This is a genomic window from Methylocystis sp. (assembly GCF_051061285.1).
GTDB lineage: Bacteria > Pseudomonadota > Alphaproteobacteria > Rhizobiales > Beijerinckiaceae > Methylocystis.
Window position 1 is genome coordinate 1 of record NZ_JBPFEA010000017.1, and the last position, 20,821, is coordinate 20,821.

Annotated in this window: 25 protein-coding genes; 22 read left to right on the forward strand and 3 right to left on the reverse strand. The window is 60.8% G+C overall.

What is annotated here, in order from left to right; all coding sequences use genetic code 11:
* Window positions 1–164: 164 nt before the first annotated feature.
* The 15 genes from ACR65T_RS05980 to ACR65T_RS06050 all read left to right on the forward strand — a co-directional run bounded on the left by ACR65T_RS05980 (window position 165) and on the right by ACR65T_RS06050 (window position 12,991).
* On the forward strand, window positions 165–1,073 hold the full coding sequence (locus ACR65T_RS05980; protein ID WP_434495624.1) for an NAD-binding protein: 909 nt from the start codon (window positions 165–167) through the stop codon (window positions 1,071–1,073).
* A gap of 101 nt (window positions 1,074–1,174) precedes the next feature.
* Window positions 1,175–1,867, forward strand: a complete 693-nt coding sequence (locus ACR65T_RS05985) for a DUF1538 domain-containing protein (protein ID WP_424373090.1) — start codon at window positions 1,175–1,177, stop codon at window positions 1,865–1,867.
* The gene (locus ACR65T_RS05990; RefSeq protein WP_424373089.1) at window positions 1,864–2,595 is read left to right on the forward strand and encodes a DUF1538 domain-containing protein; all 732 of its coding nucleotides are present in this window, start codon (window positions 1,864–1,866) and stop codon (window positions 2,593–2,595) included. Before ACR65T_RS05985 ends, ACR65T_RS05990 begins: the two co-directional genes overlap by 4 nt.
* Window positions 2,596–2,600: 5 nt before the next feature.
* Window positions 2,601–2,936: a P-II family nitrogen regulator gene (locus ACR65T_RS05995; RefSeq protein ID WP_424373088.1), complete on the forward strand. Its 336-nt coding sequence runs from the start codon at window positions 2,601–2,603 to the stop codon at window positions 2,934–2,936.
* 476 nt (window positions 2,937–3,412) lie between these two features.
* Window positions 3,413–4,354: a P-type conjugative transfer ATPase TrbB gene (trbB, locus tag ACR65T_RS06000; protein ID WP_434495625.1), complete on the forward strand. Its 942-nt coding sequence runs from the start codon at window positions 3,413–3,415 to the stop codon at window positions 4,352–4,354.
* Window positions 4,341–4,676 (forward strand): TrbC/VirB2 family protein, encoded by a 336-nt coding sequence (locus tag ACR65T_RS06005; protein ID WP_434495626.1) that lies wholly within the window; start codon window positions 4,341–4,343, stop codon window positions 4,674–4,676. Before trbB ends, ACR65T_RS06005 begins: the two co-directional genes overlap by 14 nt.
* On the forward strand, window positions 4,676–4,957 hold the full coding sequence (locus ACR65T_RS06010) for a VirB3 family type IV secretion system protein (protein ID WP_434495627.1): 282 nt from the start codon (window positions 4,676–4,678) through the stop codon (window positions 4,955–4,957). Before ACR65T_RS06005 ends, ACR65T_RS06010 begins: the two co-directional genes overlap by 1 nt.
* 12 nt (window positions 4,958–4,969) lie before the next feature.
* On the forward strand, window positions 4,970–7,405 hold the full coding sequence (gene trbE, locus ACR65T_RS06015; protein WP_434495628.1) for a conjugal transfer protein TrbE: 2,436 nt from the start codon (window positions 4,970–4,972) through the stop codon (window positions 7,403–7,405).
* Complete coding sequence (trbJ, locus tag ACR65T_RS06020) at window positions 7,402–8,133, forward strand: P-type conjugative transfer protein TrbJ (protein WP_434495629.1); 732 nt, start codon at window positions 7,402–7,404, stop codon at window positions 8,131–8,133. The genes trbE and trbJ overlap by 4 nt, the downstream gene beginning before the upstream one ends.
* 12 nt (window positions 8,134–8,145) lie before the next feature.
* The gene (gene trbK-alt, locus ACR65T_RS06025) at window positions 8,146–8,526 is read left to right on the forward strand and encodes a putative entry exclusion protein TrbK-alt (RefSeq protein ID WP_434495630.1); all 381 of its coding nucleotides are present in this window, start codon (window positions 8,146–8,148) and stop codon (window positions 8,524–8,526) included.
* 4 nt (window positions 8,527–8,530) lie between these two features.
* Window positions 8,531–9,784 (forward strand): P-type conjugative transfer protein TrbL, encoded by a 1,254-nt coding sequence (gene trbL / locus ACR65T_RS06030; protein ID WP_434495631.1) that lies wholly within the window; start codon window positions 8,531–8,533, stop codon window positions 9,782–9,784.
* Complete coding sequence (gene trbF, locus ACR65T_RS06035; RefSeq protein ID WP_434495632.1) at window positions 9,785–10,465, forward strand: conjugal transfer protein TrbF; 681 nt, start codon at window positions 9,785–9,787, stop codon at window positions 10,463–10,465.
* Complete coding sequence (trbG, locus tag ACR65T_RS06040; protein WP_434495633.1) at window positions 10,465–11,454, forward strand: P-type conjugative transfer protein TrbG; 990 nt, start codon at window positions 10,465–10,467, stop codon at window positions 11,452–11,454. Before trbF ends, trbG begins: the two co-directional genes overlap by 1 nt.
* Window positions 11,451–12,674 carry a TrbI/VirB10 family protein gene (locus ACR65T_RS06045; protein ID WP_434495634.1) on the forward strand — a complete coding sequence of 408 codons (1,224 nt, stop codon included), beginning with the start codon at window positions 11,451–11,453 and terminating at the stop codon, window positions 12,672–12,674. The genes trbG and ACR65T_RS06045 overlap by 4 nt, the downstream gene beginning before the upstream one ends.
* The gene (locus ACR65T_RS06050) at window positions 12,671–12,991 is read left to right on the forward strand and encodes a DUF2274 domain-containing protein (protein ID WP_434495635.1); all 321 of its coding nucleotides are present in this window, start codon (window positions 12,671–12,673) and stop codon (window positions 12,989–12,991) included. Before ACR65T_RS06045 ends, ACR65T_RS06050 begins: the two co-directional genes overlap by 4 nt.
* 298 nt (window positions 12,992–13,289) lie before the next feature.
* Here ACR65T_RS06050 and ACR65T_RS06055 read toward each other — a convergent pair whose 3' ends face one another.
* Genes ACR65T_RS06055 through ACR65T_RS06065 form a run of 3 tightly spaced genes read right to left on the reverse strand, consistent with a single transcriptional unit; the run spans window position 13,290 to window position 16,020 of the window.
* Window positions 13,290–14,324 (reverse strand): CBASS cGAMP-activated phospholipase, encoded by a 1,035-nt coding sequence (locus ACR65T_RS06055; RefSeq protein ID WP_434495636.1) that lies wholly within the window; start codon window positions 14,322–14,324, stop codon window positions 13,290–13,292.
* Window positions 14,321–14,773, reverse strand: coding sequence for a hypothetical protein (locus tag ACR65T_RS06060; RefSeq protein ID WP_434495637.1), 453 nt, complete (start codon window positions 14,771–14,773; stop codon window positions 14,321–14,323). The genes ACR65T_RS06055 and ACR65T_RS06060 overlap by 4 nt, the downstream gene beginning before the upstream one ends.
* The gene (locus tag ACR65T_RS06065; RefSeq protein ID WP_434495638.1) at window positions 14,773–16,020 is read right to left on the reverse strand and encodes a nucleotidyltransferase domain-containing protein; all 1,248 of its coding nucleotides are present in this window, start codon (window positions 16,018–16,020) and stop codon (window positions 14,773–14,775) included. The genes ACR65T_RS06060 and ACR65T_RS06065 overlap by 1 nt, the downstream gene beginning before the upstream one ends.
* A 182-nt stretch (window positions 16,021–16,202) precedes the next feature.
* On the opposite strand from ACR65T_RS06065, the gene ACR65T_RS06070 reads away from it, so the two are divergent.
* From ACR65T_RS06070 to ACR65T_RS06100, 7 genes are all read left to right on the forward strand, one after another.
* Window positions 16,203–16,523, forward strand: a complete 321-nt coding sequence (locus ACR65T_RS06070; RefSeq protein ID WP_434495639.1) for a helix-turn-helix domain-containing protein — start codon at window positions 16,203–16,205, stop codon at window positions 16,521–16,523.
* Window positions 16,520–17,443, forward strand: coding sequence for an ImmA/IrrE family metallo-endopeptidase (locus ACR65T_RS06075; protein ID WP_434495640.1), 924 nt, complete (start codon window positions 16,520–16,522; stop codon window positions 17,441–17,443). Before ACR65T_RS06070 ends, ACR65T_RS06075 begins: the two co-directional genes overlap by 4 nt.
* A gap of 681 nt (window positions 17,444–18,124) precedes the next feature.
* A complete protein-coding gene (locus ACR65T_RS06080) occupies window positions 18,125–18,460 on the forward strand; it encodes a hypothetical protein (protein ID WP_434495641.1) in 336 nt (111 codons plus the stop codon).
* A 142-nt stretch (window positions 18,461–18,602) separates the two neighbouring features.
* Entirely contained in the window at window positions 18,603–18,728 is a 126-nt protein-coding gene (locus tag ACR65T_RS06085) for a hypothetical protein (RefSeq protein WP_434495642.1), read from the forward strand.
* 50 nt (window positions 18,729–18,778) lie between these two features.
* Window positions 18,779–19,402 carry a class I SAM-dependent methyltransferase gene (locus tag ACR65T_RS06090; RefSeq protein WP_434495643.1) on the forward strand — a complete coding sequence of 208 codons (624 nt, stop codon included), beginning with the start codon at window positions 18,779–18,781 and terminating at the stop codon, window positions 19,400–19,402.
* Window positions 19,403–19,492: 90 nt separating this feature from the next.
* A complete protein-coding gene (locus ACR65T_RS06095) occupies window positions 19,493–20,182 on the forward strand; it encodes an SOS response-associated peptidase (RefSeq protein ID WP_434495644.1) in 690 nt (229 codons plus the stop codon).
* Between the two features lie 97 nt (window positions 20,183–20,279).
* Complete coding sequence (locus ACR65T_RS06100) at window positions 20,280–20,696, forward strand: hypothetical protein (protein ID WP_434495645.1); 417 nt, start codon at window positions 20,280–20,282, stop codon at window positions 20,694–20,696.
* Window positions 20,697–20,821: the final 125 nt, after the last annotated feature.

Here is a 20,821-nt window from a genome sequence, read left to right on the forward strand (position 1 = left end):
ATTTGGTCTTTCGGTCGAAAGGCGACAACATTATTCTCGGTCATGGCGTAACGCTCCTCCGGGAGGTTCGGGTCGGCTGCACACCAACCCCGTTACGCCGCCTGCTTCACTCCGTCATCACCCAGTTTCGGCCATAGCTCATCGTCGAGCCGTTCAAGGGCCTGTTGCTGGGTATCTTCTTTTTCACGGTGGGGATGACCATTGACGTGAGGGAGATCGCACGCGATCCGCTCACCATCTTGGCGCTCGTATCCGGCCTCATCGCCTTCAAGGCGGCGATCATCATTGCGCTGTCGAAGGCTTTCGGCCAATCTTGGCGCGTCGCTATCGAAACGGGTTTTTTGCTTGGCCCCGGCGGGGAGTTTGCCTTTGTCGCCATAGGACTGGCGAAAAGTCTGGGGCTTATCGACCCTGTACTGTCCTCATTCGTTCTTGCTGTCACGTCGCTTACGATGGTTCTCATTCCGGCATTGTCCGCTGCCGCACGACACATTAATTCTCGAGTGGAACCGACAAAGAAGATTGATGCGGCGCTGAAGGCGCCGCCCCACGAACAGCATAAGCACGCAATCGTCGTCGGTCATGGGCGCGTCGGCAAGGTCGTCACGTCATTCCTGACGGAACATAAGGTTCCCTACATCGCCACCGATAGAGATGCAGACTCGGTGACAGAAGACCGAAAGAACGGGTATGAAGTCTATTTCGGGGATGCGACACATGCTGCGTTTATGATAGCCTGCGGCATAATGGAAGCCGCCGCCGTCATTGTGACCATCGGTTCGGAATCGGGAGTGGACGCGATCGTTCTTGGCGTCCGGAAGCTCAGACCTGATGTCCTGATCGTCGCGCGCGCTAGGGATACGGAACACGCCCGGCACCTCTATGCGATCGGCGTAACCGATGCCGTGCCCGAAACAGTCGAAGCGAGCCTTCAAATATCGGAGGCCGCGCTCGTGGGTTTAGGCATTCCAACGGGATTCGTTATTGCCTCGGTCCATGAAAAGCGCGATTTGTTTCGGGCCGAATTGCGCGACGCGGCACAAGGAGTTGTTCGGGAACAGAGCCAAGGGTAGGTCCGTCAACGTAGACATAGGCGGCAGCGTCCACCCGTTGATCGCGATACTGCGAGAGAGCAAGCGTTGACAAGCGTATCCTGAGCCCTAGCTTTTTAGGCATGCTATTGCTTTTAAGGGAAAAGCTTTCGGAGACGCTGCGGGCGGTCATGCCTTTGTTCGCCGTCGTTTGTCTGCTTCAGTTTGCCCTCGTCGGCGCCTCGACCACGGCCTTCGTCGATTTCCTCGTGGGCGCGGTCTTCATTGTCGCGGGTATGCTTCTGCTCTTCACCGGCGTCGACTACGGCATCCTGCCGATGGGCAGATATATTGGCGCCGCGCTGCCGGAGAAGGGATCAATCATCCTGGTCGTCGCGGTCGCCTTCGCCTTCGGCTTTGCGACGACGGTCGCTGAACCCGACGTGCTCGTGCTCGCCAATCAGGTTAACCGCGTCATGGACGAGATTTCCCGCCAGACGATTCTATACGCCATTGCTCTCGGGGTGGCGGTTTTTACCGCGATCGCCATGGCGCGCATCGTCTTCGGATTCTCGCTGCGGGGCCTGCTGACGGTCACTTATGGGGCGATGCTCGTTATGTCCTTTTTCGCGCCCGATCAGTTCATCCCGCTCGCCTATGACGCGGGCAGCGTGACGACGGGCGTCTTGACGGCGCCGGTCATCATCTCCATCGCCATAGGCTTGAGTTCCGTCCTGGCCGGCCGTTCGGCCATCTCCGACGGCTTCGGACTTTTGGGATTTGCTTCCGTCGGCCCCATCTTCGTCCTGATGGCCGTCGGGATATTGCTGCGGTGAGCGTCGATAGGCTGCTCGACGAATTCGGCGTCGCTGCGGCGAGCGTCGCCGAAGCCGTGTTGCCATTGGCCGGACTCTTTCTTGTTTTCCAGGCGCTGTTGCTGAAACTGCCCGGCAAGAATGTCGTCGATATCATGATCGGAACGCTCATCGCGGCGGCGGGGCTTTTCCTTTTCCTCGTCGGCGTCGAGATCGGCTTCATGCCCATCGGCCGCGCCATCGGCGAGGCGCTCGGGGCCTTGCCGCATAAATGGCTGCTCGCGCCCATCGGCCTTTTTCTCGGCTTCGTCACCACCTGGAGCGAGCCGGCCGTGCGCATTTTCGCCGAACAGGTGGAAGAAGCCTCGACCGGCTCGATTTCTGCGCCGACCGTTCTCTATACGGTAAGCATCGGCGTCGCTCTATCGGTCGCGCTCGGGCTCCTGCGGATCGCTTACGGCGTTCCGCTGCTCTATCTCCTTGCGCCCGGCTATGCGCTCGTCATGGTCATCATGTGGCTCTGCGAAAGGGATTTCGTGGCGATCGCGGTCGATGCGGGCGGAGTCGCGACGGGGCCGATGGCGAATACTTTTCTTCTCGCGCTCGCGCTCGGGGCGGCCGCATCGGCCAATGGCCGCGACGTGATTGTCGAGGGCCTCGGGCTCGTATCGCTGATCGCGCTCGCGCCCATGGTTTCGGTCATGACATTGGGGCTTCTCGTCCGCTGGACCGAGCGGCGACAGGAGTGACGACGATGTTGTTGAATGCTTCTCTCATAGTGACGGTCGTGCGGAAGGGTTGGGGCAACACGGTTCTCGAAGCTTCCGTAAAAGCCGGCGCTCGCGGCGGCACGGTTGTTTACGGGCGCGGTATCGGCGTCAACGAGCACGAAAAAATTCTTGGCATCGCGATCGAACCGGAAAAGGAGATCGTGCTGACCGTCGTCTACACCGACAAGGCCGATGCAATCTTGCAGGAGATCGTCCGCGCCGCCGAACTGACCGAGCCGAACAGAGGCCTCGCTTTCGTCGTCCCGCTCGAGAAAGTGGTTGGCGTATCGCATCTCCACAACAAGCAGCCTCCTGGCTGAATGCGCTAGCTTGATGCCAGCAGCCCGGCCTCATGCTTCAACATCTTACGAGGCGATCCCCGCTAGCCCGATCGACGCGATCGCGAAGAGTTGGACTCAGCGCTTGTCGCCTAATGAACCGTCCCTTTGCAGTCGCTTTGGTCGATGCTATCTTGGCACGCTGCTCGTCGCAAGGAGCAGCCCCTTCACCTTCCTACATCAAATTTGGCGAATCTAATGCGGTGGATGTGGCGCCCTTGCGATCTCGCGCCGCTCGACGGCAGGAGCCTTCAACGGCACAACTGCAGGGCTCTGCCCGTTCCCCTGTCCTTGCACGCCACAGCCCTACGCCTCTGACTGACTTATTGCGTTCGATCCATTCCAGCCTTTCTTAATTGACCCCGACTTCGAACTGGCAACTCGCGGTTCGAGAGACATCGGGGACAAAATTGCCAATTCACTCCAACAATGCGGAACCGATATCGCGCAGCGCGCGCATGTTGCGCACGGCGCTAGGCGTGGAGATCACGGCATGGCTCGAAGATGAGAGCGTTGTCGAGATCATGCTCAATCCCGACGGCCGGCTTTGGCTCGATCGCTTGACGAGCGGGCTTGAGGACACGGGCGCCCGACTTTCGTCGGAGGATAGCGAACGGATTGTTCGGCTTGTCGCGCATCATGTCGGGACAGAAGTTCACGCCGGCGCGCCGCGCGTTTCGGCGGAGCTCCCCGAAACAGGCGAGCGTTTTGAGGGCGTGTTGCCGCCGATCGTCTCCGCGCCGGCCTTTTCGATCCGCAAACCAGCTGTCGCAGTGTTCTCGCTCGATAATTACGTCACCGGTGGCGTCATATCGAGGCATCAAGCGGCGATCCTCCGAGCGGCCGTCGTCGAACGCAAAAATATTCTCGTTGCCGGCGGCACTTCGACCGGCAAAACGACGCTCGCCAATGCATTGCTGGCGGAGATCGCGAAGTCGAACGATCGCGTTGTCCTGATCGAAGACACGCGCGAACTGCAGTGCCCCGCGCCGAATCTCGTTTCGCTGCGCACCAAGGATGGCGTCGCCTCACTCTCCGAGCTTGTGCGCTCGTCTATGCGACTTCGACCCGATCGCATTCCGGTCGGCGAAGTGCGCGGCAGCGAAGCGCTCGATTTGCTGAAGGCGTGGGGTACGGGTCATCCCGGTGGCGTCGGGACGATTCACGCAGGCTCCGCGGTCGGCGCGTTGCGCCGCCTCGAACAGCTCATCCAGGAAGCCGTCGTCACCGTCCCTCGCGCGCTCATCGCCGAGACGATCCAGATCATCGCCGTGCTCGCCGGCCGAGGGTCTGAGCGCCGGCTGATCGAGCTCGCGGCCGTCACAGGCCTCAGCGAACACGATTACGCGCTCGTCGATCTTACCCGCATCAGCTTCGGAGAAGAGCATGAACAGATTTAACAAAGGCGCGACATTTCATGCGCGCGTTGGAGTTGCCGCTTTCGCGTTTAGCATTTCAGTCGTTTCGTCACCCGCGCTCGCCGCCGGCTCCAACATGCCCTGGGAGCAGCCGCTCCAGCAGATCCTGCAATCGATCGAAGGCCCAGTCGCCAAGATCATCGCGGTCATCATCATCATCACGACCGGCCTGACCCTCGCCTTTGGCGACACTTCAGGTGGGTTCCGACGCCTCGTGCAAATCGTCTTCGGCCTGTCCATCGCTTTTGCCGCATCGAGCTTCTTTCTCTCTTTCTTCTCCTTCGGCGGCGGAGCGCTAATCTGATGGAGACAATTTCGTCCCCCGACGCGTCGGTCCCGGGCTTCCGTGTGCCCGTTCGCCGATCCTTGACCGAGCCGATCTTTCTTGGCGGCGCACCGCGCTCGATCGCAATTTTGAATGGAACGCTCGCCGCGGCGCTTGGACTAGGTTTGCGGCTCTGGATCGCTGGCCTCGTCTTCTGGATCGTCGCGCAGGCCGCCGCCGTTTGGGCGGGTAAGCGCGATCCTGACTTCGTGGAAGTCGTGCGCCGTCACCTGCGCTATCCGGCGCATTTTGGCGCTTGAGGGAAAGCCTTCATGCTCGACCTCGCCGAATATCGCAAGAAGCCACAATGCCTTGCCGATTACCTGCCATGGGCGGCGCTGGTCGCGCCCGGCGTCGTTCTGAACAAGGACGGCTCCTTTCAAAGGACGGCGCGATTTCGCGGTCCGGATTTGGAGAGCGCAACGCCAGCGGAACTTGTCGGCGTCACGGCGCGGCTCAACAATGCGCTGCGGCGCCTCGGCTCTGGCTGGGCAATCTTCATCGAGGCGCAGCGCAATCCGGCGCAGGATTATCCAGCGAGTTTCTTTCCAGATCCCGTTTCGGCGCTGGTTGACGAAGAACGTCGGGCGCAGTTCGAGGAAGAAGGCGCGCATTTCGAGAGCGGCTATTTTCTCACCCTCGTCTATCTGCCGCCAGAAGATGATGCATCGAGCGCCGAGAGCTGGCTCTATGAAGGCCGCTCGTCAGAACAGGACGCAAAAAGCGACCTCTCCTCATTCATCGATCGTAGCAATCGGCTGCTACAGCTGGTCGAAGGCTTCGCGCCGGAAGCCGAGTGGCTTGGCGACGCCGAAACCCTTTCGTTCCTTCATTCCTGCGTCTCGACCAAGCGCCATCGGGTGCGCGTCCCAGAGACGCCGATGCATCTCGACGCCATCCTCGTCGACGAGCCCTTAACCGGCGGGCTCGAGCCGCGTTTGGGGAACGCCCATCTGCGCACCCTGACGATCCTCGGCTTTCCGTCATCGACCCATCCCGGGATTCTCGACGAACTTAATCGTCTCGCCTTTTCCTATCGCTGGTCGACGCGGGCGATCTCGCTCGACAAGGGAGACGCGAGCAAGATTCTCACCCGCATTCGCCGCCAGTGGTTCGCCAAGCGCAAATCGATCCTCGCCATCCTCAAGGAGGTCATGACCAATGAGGCGGCGACGCTCGTCGACACCGACGCGCATAACAAGGCGCTCGAAGCCGACGCCGCGCTTCAGGATCTCGGCTCGGATCTTATTGGTGAAGCCTATGTGACGGCGACGCTCACTGTCTGGGACGAAGATCTACGTCTCGCCGACGAGAAGCTGCGGCTTGCCGAAAAGATCATCCAGAGCCGCGACTTCAGCTGCATGATCGAGACGGTCAACGCCATTGAGGCATGGCTAGGGTCGCTGCCTGGACACGTCTACGCCAATGTCCGCCAGCCGCCGGTCTCGACCATCAATCTCGCCCATATGATCCCGCTCTCGGCGGTCTGGGCGGGACAGCTCGCAGACGCGCATCTTGACGCGCCACCGCTGTTCTTCGGCAAGACAGAAGGATCGACCCCGTTCCGCTTCTCGCTCCACGTCGGCGATGTCGGCCATACGCTCATTGTCGGCCCGACCGGCGCGGGAAAGAGCGTCTCACTGGCGCTGATGGCGTTGCAGTTTCGCCGCTACGAACGTTCGCGCATCTTCATCTTCGACTTTGGGGGCTCGGCGCGCGCCGCGACGCTCGCTATGGGCGGAAGCTGGCAGGATCTCGGCGGCGCACTGTCAGAAGACGCTTTTGAACCGGTTTCCCTGCAGCCGCTCGCCAACGTCGTCGATTCGGCCGAACGCGGCTGGGCGGCGGAATGGGTCGCCTCGATCCTCGCTCGCGAAAATGTGACCGTTACCCCAGAGGTGAAGGATCATATCTGGTCGGCGCTCTCGTCTCTTTCATCGGCGCCGGTACATGAAAGGACCTTCACCGGCCTCTCAGTCCTTCTGCAATCCAATCCCCTGAAACGCGCGCTCAAACCCTATTGCCTTGGCGGATCGCATGGACGCCTCCTCGACGCCGAGTCCGAAGATTTGAGCGACGCCGAGGTCCAATGTTTCGAGACGGAAGGGCTTATCGGCTCCGCCGCGGCGCCGGCCGTTCTCTCCTATCTCTTCCACCGCATCGAAGCGGCGCTCGACGGCTCGCCCGCTTTGCTTGTCATCGATGAAGGCTGGCTCGCGCTCGACGATCCGAGCTTTGCTGCGCAGCTGCGCGAATGGCTCAAAACGCTTCGCAAGAAAAACGCTTCCGTCGTCTTCGCCACGCAGTCGCTCGCCGATATTGCAACGAGCCCGATCGCGCCGGCGATCATCGAGAGCTGCCCGACGCGTATCTTTCTGCCCAACGAACGGGCGATCGAACCGCAGATTCTCGCAATCTATCGCCGCTTCGGTCTCAACGATCGACAAATCGAGATCGTCGCTCGAGCGACGCCCAAGCGCGACTATTATTGCCAGTCGCGGCGCGGCAACCGCCTCTTCGAACTCGGACTTGGTCCGCTCGCCCTCGCGCTCTGCGCCGCGTCCTCGAAAAATGATCAGCGGGCGATTTCTCGACTTATCGCCGAACATGGGCGCGCGGGCTTTGCCCGCGCCTGGCTCAACGATCGCGGCCTTCGCTGGGCCGCCGACCTTCTCCCCAATCCTGGATTTCCGGAGACATCGTCATGATCCGAAACCGAAAGCACTTAGCGGCGACGGCTGTCGCCATCCTTCTCTCGCTCAACAATCCCTCATCGGCGCAACTGGCGGTGTTCGATCCCACCAATTACGCCCAAAACGTCATGACGGCGGCAAATACACTGCGGCAGATCAACAATCAGATCACGAGCCTCCAGAACGAGGCTCAGATGCTGATCAATGAGGGCAAAAATCTCACAAATCTCCCCTACTCCTCGCTGCAAAGTCTCCAACAATCGATCGGCGAGACCCAGCGCCTGCTGAATGATGCGCAGCGCATCGCCTATGACGTGCGCCAGATCGATCAGGCTTTCTCGACCCATTATGGGCCGGCGAACGTCTCGACAAGCTCTGCTTCGCTGATCGACGGCGCTAGGCAGCGCTGGCAGAATTCTCTCGCGGGCTTCCAGGACGCAATGCGCGTTGAGGCCGGCATCGTTCAATCGATCGGCACCGCCAGATCCGAAGCCGGGACGCTGCTCTCATCGAGCCAATCGGCCGTTGGCGCGCTTCAAGCGTCGCAGGCCGGCAATCAGCTGCTCGCTCTGCAGAGCAAGCAACTCGCCGATGTGACGGCGCTCCTCGCCTCGCAGGGACGCGCCCAGTCACTCGAACTCGCGCGTCAGGCCGAAGCGCAGGAACAGGCGCGCGAACAGATGCGCCGCTTCATCGCGCCCGGTCAGGCATATCAGCCCGGCAATGTCGCCATGTTTCATTGAGGGTGCGCCGCGATGAAGATCGAACAATGGCTTAGCCCCGAAACTCTAGGACTTATCGCCGTCGGCATTGTCATTGGCGCCGTCTCGCTGATTGGCGTTGAAGCCGCCTGCGACGCCGATGTCGCTGCAAGATTGCGGGCGTCCAAAAACTTCGAGTTGATCGCGCCCTCGAAGGCTTCGCCGATCGATAGCGAAATGCTGCGCTGCGCGACGCTTCCCATTGAGCAGGCCGACGATCCCAAGTGCCAAGCCTTCTGGGCGTCGCAGCGCCGAAAGTTTCTGACGCCGAAGAACAAGGAAGACGACTCGGGCGCTGCGCCAGAGATGTTTCCTTCAGTCCCGCGCGCGCTCGAAAAGCCGGCAGAGAAATCCGCGCCCGATCAGAGCGAGTAAGGCGATGGGCGGAACTGGCATCATCGATCGCTTCCTCGAGGTCTTCACCCGCTACATCGATAGCGGCTTTGGCCTCCTTGGCGGCGAAGCCTCTTTCCTGGCTTCGACCCTTGTCGTCATCGATATGACGCTCGCCGCGCTCTTCTGGAGCTGGGGCCCTGACGAAGACATCATCGCTCGCCTCGTCAAGAAGACCCTCTTCGTCGGCGTCTTCGCCTTTCTCATCGGCAATTGGAACAATCTTGCGAGGATCGTCTTCGAGAGCTTTTCTGGCCTTGGCCTCAAAGCCGCCGGCAGCAGTCTGTCGTCAGCTGATTTTCTGCGACCGGGGCGCATCGCCCAGGTCGGGATCGACGCCGGCCGTCCAATCCTCGAGTCGATCTCTTCGCTCCTCGGCTATGTCTCCTTCTTCGAAAATTTCGTACAGATCGTCGTGCTGATGTTCGCCTGGACAGTTGTTCTCTTAAGCTTTTTCATTCTGGCGATTCAGCTCTTTGTGACGCTGATCGAATTCAAGCTCACGACGCTCGCGGGTTTCATCCTCATTCCTTTCGGTCTCTTCGGCAAGACGTCTTTCCTCGCTGAACGCGTTCTCGGCAATGTCGTTTCGTCCGGCGTCAAGGTGCTTGTTCTCGCCGTCATTGTCGGCGTCGGCTCGACGCTCTTTGCGCAATTCACGCAAAGCGCACCTGATGCTCAACCAACTGTCGACGACGCCATGGCCCTCGTTCTCGCGGCGCTGTCGCTTCTGGGTCTCGGCATATTCGGCCCGGGCGTCGCCAATGGCATCGTCTCGGGCGGACCGCAGCTTGGCGCGGGCGCCGTCGTCGGAACCGGCCTCACGGTTGGCGGCGCGGTTCTCGCCGGAGCCGGCGCGGCGCGGATGGCCGGCGGCGCTGTAATGGGGTCGGCCGGAAAGAGCGATACGCAGGCCGCCGCCATGCTGCCGCCCTCACGCGGTCCCGACGCGCCTGGCGGAGGTCCTTCGGGCGGGACGTCGCCGCGCCCAGGTGGAGCACCGGGAGGAGGAACAACGGCCGCTGTTGAATCCTCCGCCGCGCAGTTCTCTGGCGCTGCTCCGTTCGGCGGTTCGGCAATCCCAAATTCCGCCGCTGCACCGGCCGGCGAACCCGATTGGGCGAAGCGCATCAAACGCAGCCAGTCCGTCGCTCACGGCGTCTCGCTCGCCGCCCATTCCATTCGCGCCGGTGACGCCCATGGCGCCGGAACATCCATCAATCTTTCTGAAGGCCGTTAAATGTTCAAACGCTCTTCCGTTCACTACGGACGCACGCCCGAACCCGTCACCCCTTACCAGAAAGCCGCTCAGGTCTGGGATGAGCGCATCGGCTCGGCGCGCGTTCAGGCCAAGAACTGGCGTCTTGTCGCCTTCGCCAATCTAATTCTCGCCGGAGGACTCGCGAGCGCCCTCGTCTGGCAAAGCGCGCGCGGCTCTATCGTTCCCTGGGTGGTACAAATCGACAAGCTTGGCGAAGCGCAGGCCGTCGCCCCGGCGATCGCCGATTATCAGCCAACCGATGCGCAGATCGCCTGGCATCTCGCGCGCTTCATCGAGAATGTCCGCGCCATTCCGGCCGACCCCGTCATCGTCCGCCAGAGCTGGCTCAAGGCATATGACTTCGTGACGGATAAGGGCGCGCATGCCTTAAACGACTACGCACGCGCCAATGACCCCTTCGCCAAGGTCGGTCAGATCCAGATCGCCGTTGATGTCGCAAGCGTCATTCGCGCCTCGATCGATTCCTTCCGCATCGCCTGGACCGAGCGGCGCTACGAAAACGCGTCTCTCGCTTCGACCGAACGCTGGAGCGCAATTCTGACCATCGTGGTGCAGCCGCCGCGTGACGCCGAGCGCCTGCGCAAAAATCCGCTCGGTCTTTTCATTCACGCCATCAACTGGTCGAAGGAGCTCGGATAATGACACCGTTCCGATTCGAAGGGTTCGTCGCCGCGCTCGCTTCGACCTCCCTTTCCGCCTGCATGAGCTTCAAGCCGCCCGAGATCGCCTATGACGATATTCCCGTCCCCGCGGTGATTGAGAGCGATCCGGAGAAGCCGGTCAAGATCGTCGAGATTCCGAAGATCCTGCCGCTGCCGGGGCAGCTTAAACCCTTGTCGAAGTTCAAGGAGACGCCGGAAGCGCCCGATCCAAAAGTCAGGGTGGCGCGGGCAAACGCGGCGGCGCGCGTTCAACCCAGCCGCGCTGGCTATATCAACGCTGTCCAAATCTATCCCTTCACCGAAGGCGCGCTCTATCAGGTCTATGCGTCGCCGGGAGAGATCACCGACATCGCGCTCCAGGAGGGCGAGCAGCTTGTCGGCTCTGGCCCCGTCGCCGCCGGCGACACTGTGCGCTGGATCATCGGCGATACGGAAAGCGGCGTGGGCGCGTCGAAAAAGACTCATATCATGGTCAAGCCGACGCGGCCTGACCTGATGACCAATCTCGTCATCAACACGGATCGGCGCACCTATCATCTGGAGCTCAGATCAACGGAAAAGACCTATATGGCTTCCGTCTCCTGGCAATACCCGGAGGACGAGCTCATTGCGCTTCGCCGGCGCAACGCTGCGGCCGAAGAAGTGATGCCGGTCGACACCGGCGTCGATCTCGGGAGCCTCAATTTCCGCTACGCGATCGAGGGAGACGCAGCGCCCTGGCGCCCGCTCCGCGCTTTCGATGACGGCCGCAAGGTCTATATCGAATTCCCGCGCGGCATCTCCCAAGGCGAAATGCCGCCACTCTTCGTCATCGGCGCTTCCGGCGACAGCCAGCTCGTCAATTATCGCGTGCGCGGCCATCACATGGTGATCGATCGGCTCTTCGCCGCCGCTGAGCTGCGCTTTGGATCGGACGATCAAAGAGTGGTCCGTATCGTGCGCAGCGACGGAAGACCAGCCATATGAGCCCGCCGGAGCACGAGAAGAAGCTCGCCGAGGAATTGCGGCTGCGGCCCGAAAGCCCGACGGTGACGCGGCTTTCGCGCAGGGTGCTCATCGCCCTCGCCGGCGCCTCGACTTCGCTCATTCTCGGCCTGACGCTCTGGGCGTTGCATGAGCGCTCGGGCGCCAAGCTGCCGCCCGAATTCTACAACACCGACGCCAAGACAACCGCCGACGGGCTCACGGCGCTTCCCCGCGACTATACGGGCCTTCCCAAAAATGTGCCGAAGCTCGGACCGCCTTTGCCTGGTGACCTTGGCCGGCCGATCCTCGCCGCGCAGGGTCAATTGCCGAAATCGACGATCGATCCCGAGGAGCAGCGCATCGGTCAGGAGCGCGAAGCGGCGCGCTCCGCAAAACTCTTCGCATCGATGAATACGCATGACCGGGCTCTGACAACGACGGAAGCATCTCCTCATTCATTCATTGGCGAGCCTCTAAATCAGGGCTCGCCCTTCTCCGCCGAGGTTGCACATATCGATTCAAGCGCAATCCAGAATATGCAGGATCGCAAGCTCGCCTTCGTCAACGCGTCCGCCGATCGGCGAACTGTAAGCCCCGATCGGCTCGAACATCCTGCTTCGCGTTACGTCCTGCAAGCCGGCGCCGTCATTTCAGCGGCACTGATCACCGGCATTCGCTCCGATCTTCCCGGCCAGATCACTGCCCAGGTGACCGAAAGCGTCTATGACAGTCCAACGGGAAGGTTTTTGCTGATCCCGCAAGGCTCGAAACTGATCGGCGTATATGACTCGCAGATCGCCTTTGGTCAGTCGCGCGTGCTGCTCGTCTGGAACCGGCTCATCCTTCCTTATGGGCGTTCGATCGTTCTCGAGCGCCAGCCGGGAGCGGACGCATCCGGCTATTCCGGGCTCGAAGACGAGGTCGATCATCATTGGCTCCGGCTCGGCGGCGGCGCGGCGCTCTCGACCATTCTCGGCGTCGGCACGCAACTCGGAACTACGGGCGAAGAAAATGCGCTCATCCAGGCGCTGCGGCGCGGCGGCGCGCAAAGCCTCAATCAAACCGGTCAGCAGATCGTCGGCAGGAATCTCAATATCCAGCCGACGCTGACGATCCGTCCTGGATTCCCGGTGCGAGTGATCGTCACACGCGACCTTGTCCTCGGGCCCTATGGGGCGCGCGCCGACATTGCCGCGACTGCAACAAAGGACACGCCATGAAGAAATTGAAGCTCTCAGCCGTCCAAATTGAAAAACCAGTGAAGCTTACCGTCACCCTGCCCGCAGCGCTCCATCGCGACCTTGTCGCCTACGCGGAAATTCTAACACGCACTTCGGGACAAAAAATCGATCCCACGAAGCTCGTCGCCCCCATGCTGGAGAAATTCATCACAAGCGATCGTGGATTCAAGAATGCGCGCCATGACGCCAAGCCTGACAGTACGGGGGCTGCTTCCATTCCCAAACCGTTTCCGAAATCCGCGTTAGAAAGCGCGTTGCGATTTCCTGCCGGCTCTGCTCAGTCAGACAAAATTTGAGCGTCAGCGTCTCTCGGCGATAACCTTACGGCTTTGCGAACATGAGCGATAGTCGACGCATCGCCAGATTATCGTTCCCCGCAACCCACGCCATTCAAACGGCGAGAAGCGCGTCGTCCTCTTCTGGAACACGTCGCTGATCGAGCGCCGGCACAATGGCGATCTGGCACCATCGCCGGACGATCCGCAGATCTTGCTCAGCGGCCTGGACGTGTTGCCCGCTTGCCGACTGCTTGCAAAATCGGGCTTCGACTACATGGTCGTGACGGCCCGGTAGGGACAAATACTCGATCAGAAGCTATGTCATCGGGCAACGGATGAATTTCTCGACGGCGCCATCGAGAAAGACGCGCTGGATGTGATGCCCGGCGCCTTCGACGAGACTGCGCGCCACCATCGGCAGCTCTCGCACTGAACGCTGCACATCGTCCATCGCGATCGGGGCGTCGTTTTCAGGGACATCAATGCGCGTGACGTTGTTCTTGCCGACCAGCAGATAGGCCTGGCCGAGAGCATTGCGCGATTGTGCGCGAGAGGCCGCATTAAAGGTGCGCAGGAACGCCCAATCCTTGATGCCACCATTGCGCGCCCGCTCATCGACGGTGAAGGTGGACTCACCCGTTCCCACGCTCAGGATACGCACCTCCTCGCGCGCAATGTCGAAGCAGGCAAGTGCGTCGACCAGGGCGTTCATGACCGGATTGTTGGCCCAGATGCCGCCATCGATCATGACGTAGCCGTCGTCCTCAACACCGGGATAATAGGAAGGTGCCGCTGTCGTGTGGAGCGCGACATGCGCGAACTTCTTGTGGCGGTCCTTCTGATAGTCGGGGTGATGCGGGGACTTGTAGACGAAGGGCTCGCCGTGGCGCCCTTCGAAGCTCGGGATCACCAGCCGGGTGACGGCGTCGTCGAGCACCTTATCGCCAAAGATCCGCAGCAGTTCGTTTTTGAGGGCAGCCTGGTCGTGCTTCGGCTTGATCAGCCAGCGCAGCACTCTCGAAACCTTGCCGAGTCCGGCCTCCGGCGGGAAGATCCGCTCGCCTCGTTCGAGATAGATGTTCAAGGCCTGTTGGGCCGTCATGCCGCAGGCAAGGGCGAGTGCGATGATACCGCCCGTTGAGGTGCCCGCGATCATGTCGAAGTAATTTGCGATAGAGCCTCCGCGCAGAAAGCGGCTTTCGAGTTCGGCCAGGACGGCTGCAGGAAACACGCCGCGAATCCCGCCACCGTCGATCGACAGGATGCGGAAAGGGCGGCCTTGCGGCCATGGCTGCTTAAGGCGCGCGTGCTGGATTGTGCCATCCGACCGCCGCGGCGGAACATAATTCATCGCGTTATCTCCCCGACCTCGTTGAGGGCCTGGCCGGCGTGGCGCCCACCGCCGGTCCAACGCCCGGTCATCAACCAAAGCTCGTAGCAGGCGAGCCAGTCGAGCGCCCAGGGCAGCGTCGTGCTGGCGATGGTCATCGCCGCCGTCCATTCATTCTCGCGAGGATCGAACAGGCAAAGCGTCGGATCCTCGGCCGGCGGATAGACATGGGGCAGTTGCCCCTCGGAATTGCCTGGCAATTGGATCAGCTCCGGCGAGAGCACCCGTACTTCCGGAAACGATCCGAGTTCGTAGCGGATCTCCAGCGAATAGTTCGCATATTGCGGCCTTACGCTCCCAACCCACTGCGCTGACTGCGCGCGGCGGTCAATCCGGCGCGCCGAGAATTGCGGCCAGGCCGCCTTCATGGCGGCGATCTGCTCGTCGATGGAGAGGATCGCCGCCATCATTAGATCTTGCGCCCGAAGAAGGTGTGCGGCCGCGCCGTCGAGACCGCTGGATTGACGACCGGCGCCGCGACGGCGGCGGCGGAAGGCAACAGCACACCGCCCCGCCGGGTGTAGAGCTGACGCGACTGCTGGATGCCGCCACCGATTTCGGTGGCGATCTGATCGGCGGCCCGGGTCACGACGCGGTCGCCGAAATTCCCGCGAAAGACGTCCATCATCGTATTGGGGAACATCCCGCCCTTGCGCATCGCCTCCAGCGAACGGACGAGTTCGCGCAGATACTCGGCGAACTCCTTCTGCTGAGCAATGGACTCCGGCCAGCGGTCGGTGAAGACATCGGCCTCGCAGATCGGGTTCGCGATATGCAGGAGCCGTCCGTAGAGCGAGGCCTGCTCGATGTCGCGGATGATCCAGCTTGCGAGACGAACGAGCATGGCGCTGAGCGACATGTTCGGCTGCGCGGCGAGCCCGGCGTAGTAGGAGAGCATCACCGACGGCGGGATGCGGCCGCTGTAGGTGGCGTAGCGGATGTTGCGGTAGCGTTTCAGGAGCTGGAGTGCGAGCGTCGCAGTATTCTTGACGATGAAGTCGCACTGATCCGGGACCTCATCGACGTCAGCGTCGGTGCGCGCCGCAAGGCCGGCATGATCGAGCCACCGCCGGTGAAACTCCTTCGCCATGCGCAGTTCGAGCGGTGTCCGGCTCGCATACCATTGCGCAAAGCCGCAGGCGTTCATGTCGACGAAGCGATCGTCAATCGAACGGCGCGGGCCCTTGGCGTGGGTGATAAGGCTCTCCCGATCAAGGGTGCCATAAACGCGCAGAGACGGCGTGACGTCGAGGTGCATCTTGTCGGCGTAGAACAGGGTCACGCACCGCGTCTGACGTAATATCTGCTGCACAGGATAGTCCGCGAGGGCAGCTTCGAGCTCGGTCAGGATTTCCAAAGGCGCCATGCCGCAAAAGCGGCCTACGAGTTGCGAGACGATGTCGAGATCGTACTCGTCGTCGGTGCCGCGCGTTGAGATCGTGGCGTCGATGGCCATAGAGCCCTGCGGGTAAAAGTGCTCGATCTGGTCGAAGAAGACGGTCGTGGCCTCGAGATGGCGCCGCACCGCCTCGTAACGCGATTTCGCCTTGTTATGCAGCGAGGGCGGCAGCTGAACGCTGAGCGCGATCTCGGCGAGGATACGGTCGAGAGGGTCGTCGAAGGGGTTAAGGCCGGTCGGCGCAAGCTGGATGTTCACATCGATCTCCATCGCGGGCTGGGCTGTATCTGTGCATCTCACCGCCCGCTCGATTTTCGGGATGAAATGAGTCTATATACGTCTACTCCGAACAGGATGGGGAGCTTGAATGCGCCTGTCAAGGGACATAGAATATAGCCACTCCGAACATGCGGTGAAAAATAGCGACTGGAAGGACGGCCATGAAATTTGGCGCGCGAATCAAGAGTTTACGGACAGAGAAAGGTCTGACCCTCGACCAGCTCGCGCAGGAAACCGGCTCGTCGAAGAGCTACATCTGGGAGCTTGAGAACAAGAATCCGCCCAGACCATCTGCCGAAAAGCTATCCGCGATCGCGGGTGCCTTAGGAGTGACCGTCGATTATCTGATCGGAAGCGACACGCAGACGCTGAGCGACGCAGAAGATACGGCCTTCTTCCGGCAATATAGCGGTCTGCCGGAGGAGACCCGCCGGCAGATCCGCGAGATGGCCCGCATCCTGGACACGAAAACGCGCAAATGAGTGAACCGAGCCGCCTCCGCCCGCTGAAGGAGGCAGCGCGCATCACGCAGATGTTAGATATCGTGCTCGGAGCCGATCGCTTCGATCGGGCACCGGTGGACGTAATCGGCCTCGCGTTGGAGTACTCCCGCCAGATCGCCCCCGACAGCCCGATCCACGAGGTGGTCGCGCGCAACATCCCGGGCTGCGTCGGCGCGTTGGTCTATGGGGAGGCGCGGCCGCGGCAATGGGCGATCATGTACCATGCCCGCCAGTCGGACGGACGCCGCTCGTTCACCGTCGGACACGAGTTCGCCCATTATCTCCTGCACCGCCAGTTGATTGAGCAGGACGGAGGTTTCGACGGCGGCATCTACTGCGACGAGAATGCGGTGGATCGTCGGGGTGGGTCCGGTATCGAGCAAGAAGCCGACGAGTTCGCCGCGGCTCTGCTGATGCCGCTTCACGATTTTCGCCGACAGCAGCCGGCCAAGGCACCGGCAGATTTTGACACCTTCATCCGCCTCGCGAAGCGCTACGGCGTGTCGTTGACTGCGGCGATCCTGCGCTGGCTCGAATACACCGAAACGCGGGCAATTATGGTGGTCTCGAACGAGGGTTTTGCCCATTGGGCGAAGCCAAGTGGTCCTGCGCTGAAGTCGGGACGATTCATCAAAACGAAGAACACAGTTTACGAGCTGCCCTCGCAGGCTTTCGCCGCAAGACGCGACCACTCCGACGGTGCGCTGACCGGCATCATGCAACAAGCTGGTGTCTGGTTTCCCGAGCCGGTGCACGAGATGTGCTTTCGCTCTGACCTATATAACCAAGAGATCACTGTGCTGCAGTTCGAATCAGACGGTCCGCGCTTCCAGGCGGAAGAGGAAGAGACCGACGTGTACGATCGGTTCATCAACAGCGGGCAGCTGCCGAATCGATAGTGCGCCGGGAGGGACTGCGGTGGCCGAGCGGTCCCCTCTGATGGAAAGGCGAGTCCGGGTGTTGTGCTCAGCCCCACTTAAGGAACCAGGTGCGGCGCGGGAAGCTCTCGGCGTCGACCAAAGTGGCGCGCTCCGAGCCGATCTTTCCAGCGTTGCGGCATCGCGAGTGAAATCTTGACGCTGGCCTGCTTTGGCTCTGCCGAAACGAGCTCGTACCGCAAGTCCGAGAAACGTAAAACGGGGAGCAATCGCTCGACCCTCGAAGCCCACCCTCAAGGGGGTGGCGCACCCGACACAATTCGAACGTGTGGCCTCTATCCAGCTGAGCTACGGGTGCACCAATGTACAGCCAATGTCCGAAACCGAGCAGGATCAATCCCGAATCCGGTAATCGCATCGGCGCAAACGGGGCGGGACGAACCCTGCCGATTGTCGCCGTCTGTCCTCCAAAACCTCCTATCAGTTTGCTTCCGTGGTGCTTCCGCGACCTCGAAAGCGATTTCGATGCTTCCTTCGAGTTTCTCCAATCGCTTGGTTTCCCTCGATTTTTTCGACGCCCGCAATCACCACACTTGACTTAGCGTTGCCTTCGGAGGGGGTTTTTGAATACGCCCGAGTGAATTTAAGCTGCGCGAATCATGCAAGCATGAACACAGGCGATTCGAAATCGGGGCTGCAAAAATGAATGCCAATCGATCGAGTGAACCACGATTCAACATCGTCATCTGGAAGGGCGCGAAGCAACTCGGAACGCTACGAGATCGCGACGCCAGCCGGGCGCGCAGCAATTTCGGCGGCGTTGTGGCGCGCTATAAAAATTCCACCGAAAATCACCGGGTCGAACTTTACGACGGAGCTGACCTGATCGAGGCCTGGTCGAGCGAGGACGGAAACAAGGCTCCTTCCGCAGAGGCGCCTGTCCCCGCCAGCGGAAAAATTCATCGCGAGGGCGAGTGCGTCGGGCGGGCCATTTCGATCCCCTGTCAGCTTGTTCCATCACGTTCGGCGAAAGCGTGAGCTAGCAATGAGAAAGTGGGAGATTCTCACGTCTCTCACGCGCCGCATTCCGGAGAGGACCGTGAGCTAGCGTGAGAGGGGTCTATATCCCCCTCACGCTTTCTCACGCTCCGGTACCCGCCGGCGAGCCGTGCTCGCGGAGATGGTCCCGTTGCCGGGGCAATCGCTGCAAGCGCAGGCCGAATGGCGGATGCAGGAGCTGCTGGCGCGCCCCGACGAACGGGCGCTCGACGCCCGCGCCGGGCTGAGTCGCGCGACGTGCATGTAATGCCAGACTGGCCGCCTTATCGGTCGCGGGGGTGATGACGGGATTTGGCAATGAAAACAACCTACCTGCAAGCGCATTGGGAAAATCTTTACGCCACCAGGAGCGAAACCGAAGTCAGCTGGTTCGAGGAAGTTCCGGCTCAATCTCTTGAATTGATCGAGCTTGTCGGCGCGCAACCGGCATCGGCCATCATAGATGTTGGCGGCGGCGCGTCTCGACTTGTCGATAACCTTCTGGCGAAGGGCTTCGAGAACATAACCGTGCTGGATTTATCAGCCGCCGCGCTAAACTCAGCGCACGCTCGACTCGGCGACAAAGCCGATGCGGTGAAGTGGATCGTCGCCGATGCGACGGAGTGGCGACCGACAGAAACTTACGACATCTGGCATGACCGCGCCGCCTTCCACTTCCTGACCAATGAAAGGGAACAGCGCGCCTATATCCAGCGGCTCAAGCAAGCGCTCAAACCGAGCGGCTACGTGATTATCGGGACGTTCGCGCTCGATGGTCCCCAAAGGTGTAGCGGCTTGGCGGTAGCGCGACACAGCGCCGAAAGCCTTTCAACCCTTCTCGGCTCCGACTTCACGCTGATCGACAGTCGCCGCCGTCAGCATGCAACGCCCTGGCATGCAGTGCAAAAGTTTCAATTCAGCACGTTCCGGCGTGTCGCATAAGTTCGGAGCCGGTCCGCCCAGTCCACCCTGATGTTGATTTCGGCTAACGACCTTCGCCACATCGTTGCGTCAACCTGCTATGCTCCCGCCATGTGCGGACGTTTCACACAGCATCTCTCCTGGGAAGCGCTTCACCGGCTCGCTGACCTGATCGGCCAACCGCGCAATCTGGCACCGCACTACAACATCGCCCCGACGACCAGAGTTGAAGTCATCCGCCCTGCGGGGGGCGGCAATGAGCTTGTCCCGATGCGCTGGGGGCTCGTGCCGTCATGGTGGAAAAAGCCACTCAACGAACTTCCCTCGACGTTTAACGCCCGCGCTGAAACTGTCGGCGAGAAGCCGATGTTTCGCTCGGCGTTCAAATCGCGCCGCTGCATCATTCCGGCGTCGGGATTCTATGAATGGACGGGCAAGCGCGGCGCGAGGACGCCGCATTATTTTTCGTCGCCTGACGGTCGCCCATTCGCTTTGGCTGGACTATGGGAAAGCTGGCGCGATCCTGAGAGCGACGCAACGGTCGACTCGGCGACGATCATCGTCGGAGCCGCGAACCAATGGATGTCGTGCTTTCATAACCGCATGCCGGTGATTTTGGATTGGCGCGACGTGAACGCTTGGATGGTTGGCGACGATCCCGATTCGTTACTGCGTCCGGCTGCGGAGAATCGTTTGCAGGAATGGATCGTATCGCCGCGCGTGAACCGCTCAGGCGTCGGCGACGCCGATTCATCGCTAATCGAGCCGCTCATGTGTGACGTAATGTTCGAGTGCGCTTGAGGCTCCATGTCTATTGGCAGTGACTGGTTGTTTCCTCGAAGGTTGGGACTGTGTAAGACGCCGAAATCATTTCAAATAGCCCGATGGATGCCGCAAAATGCACGATGAACTGAAACGACTCCTCAAAATCGCCGGAGCTGCATTAGAGGCAGAAGATCAATTTCTCCGTAAGGCGGTCGCCAGCAATCCAGTCGCATATCATAATGAAAAAGCTGGCATTTTGAGGTTCAATAACGAACACTACTATCAATTCGTTGTTGCGCGCGCGCTTGTATCCTCCCTCCGGTTGGCTGCCTCTATCGAAGTCACCTCCAACGATTTGGTGCTCAAAGACCCAAACAACCTCAACCGGTTCGCGGTGGTCGAAATGAAAAGGTGGATGAGCCCCACCCACGAGCGGGAACTCGCGCATATCCACTATGATGTCGGCAGACTTCGATCTGCTAGCGACGCCGAGCACGCTTTCATGCTTGTTTTCTCAGCGAACAGCGACGATACGTGGTCTGCCCCCTGAAAAGTGATCCTCCGTGAAGTATGGCTTTGAGCCTATGAGGAGGATTTGAGATGGGCAGGAAACGGCACAAGCCCGAGGAGATTGTCGCGAAGCTTCGTCAGGTCGACGTGCTGACGACGCAAGGG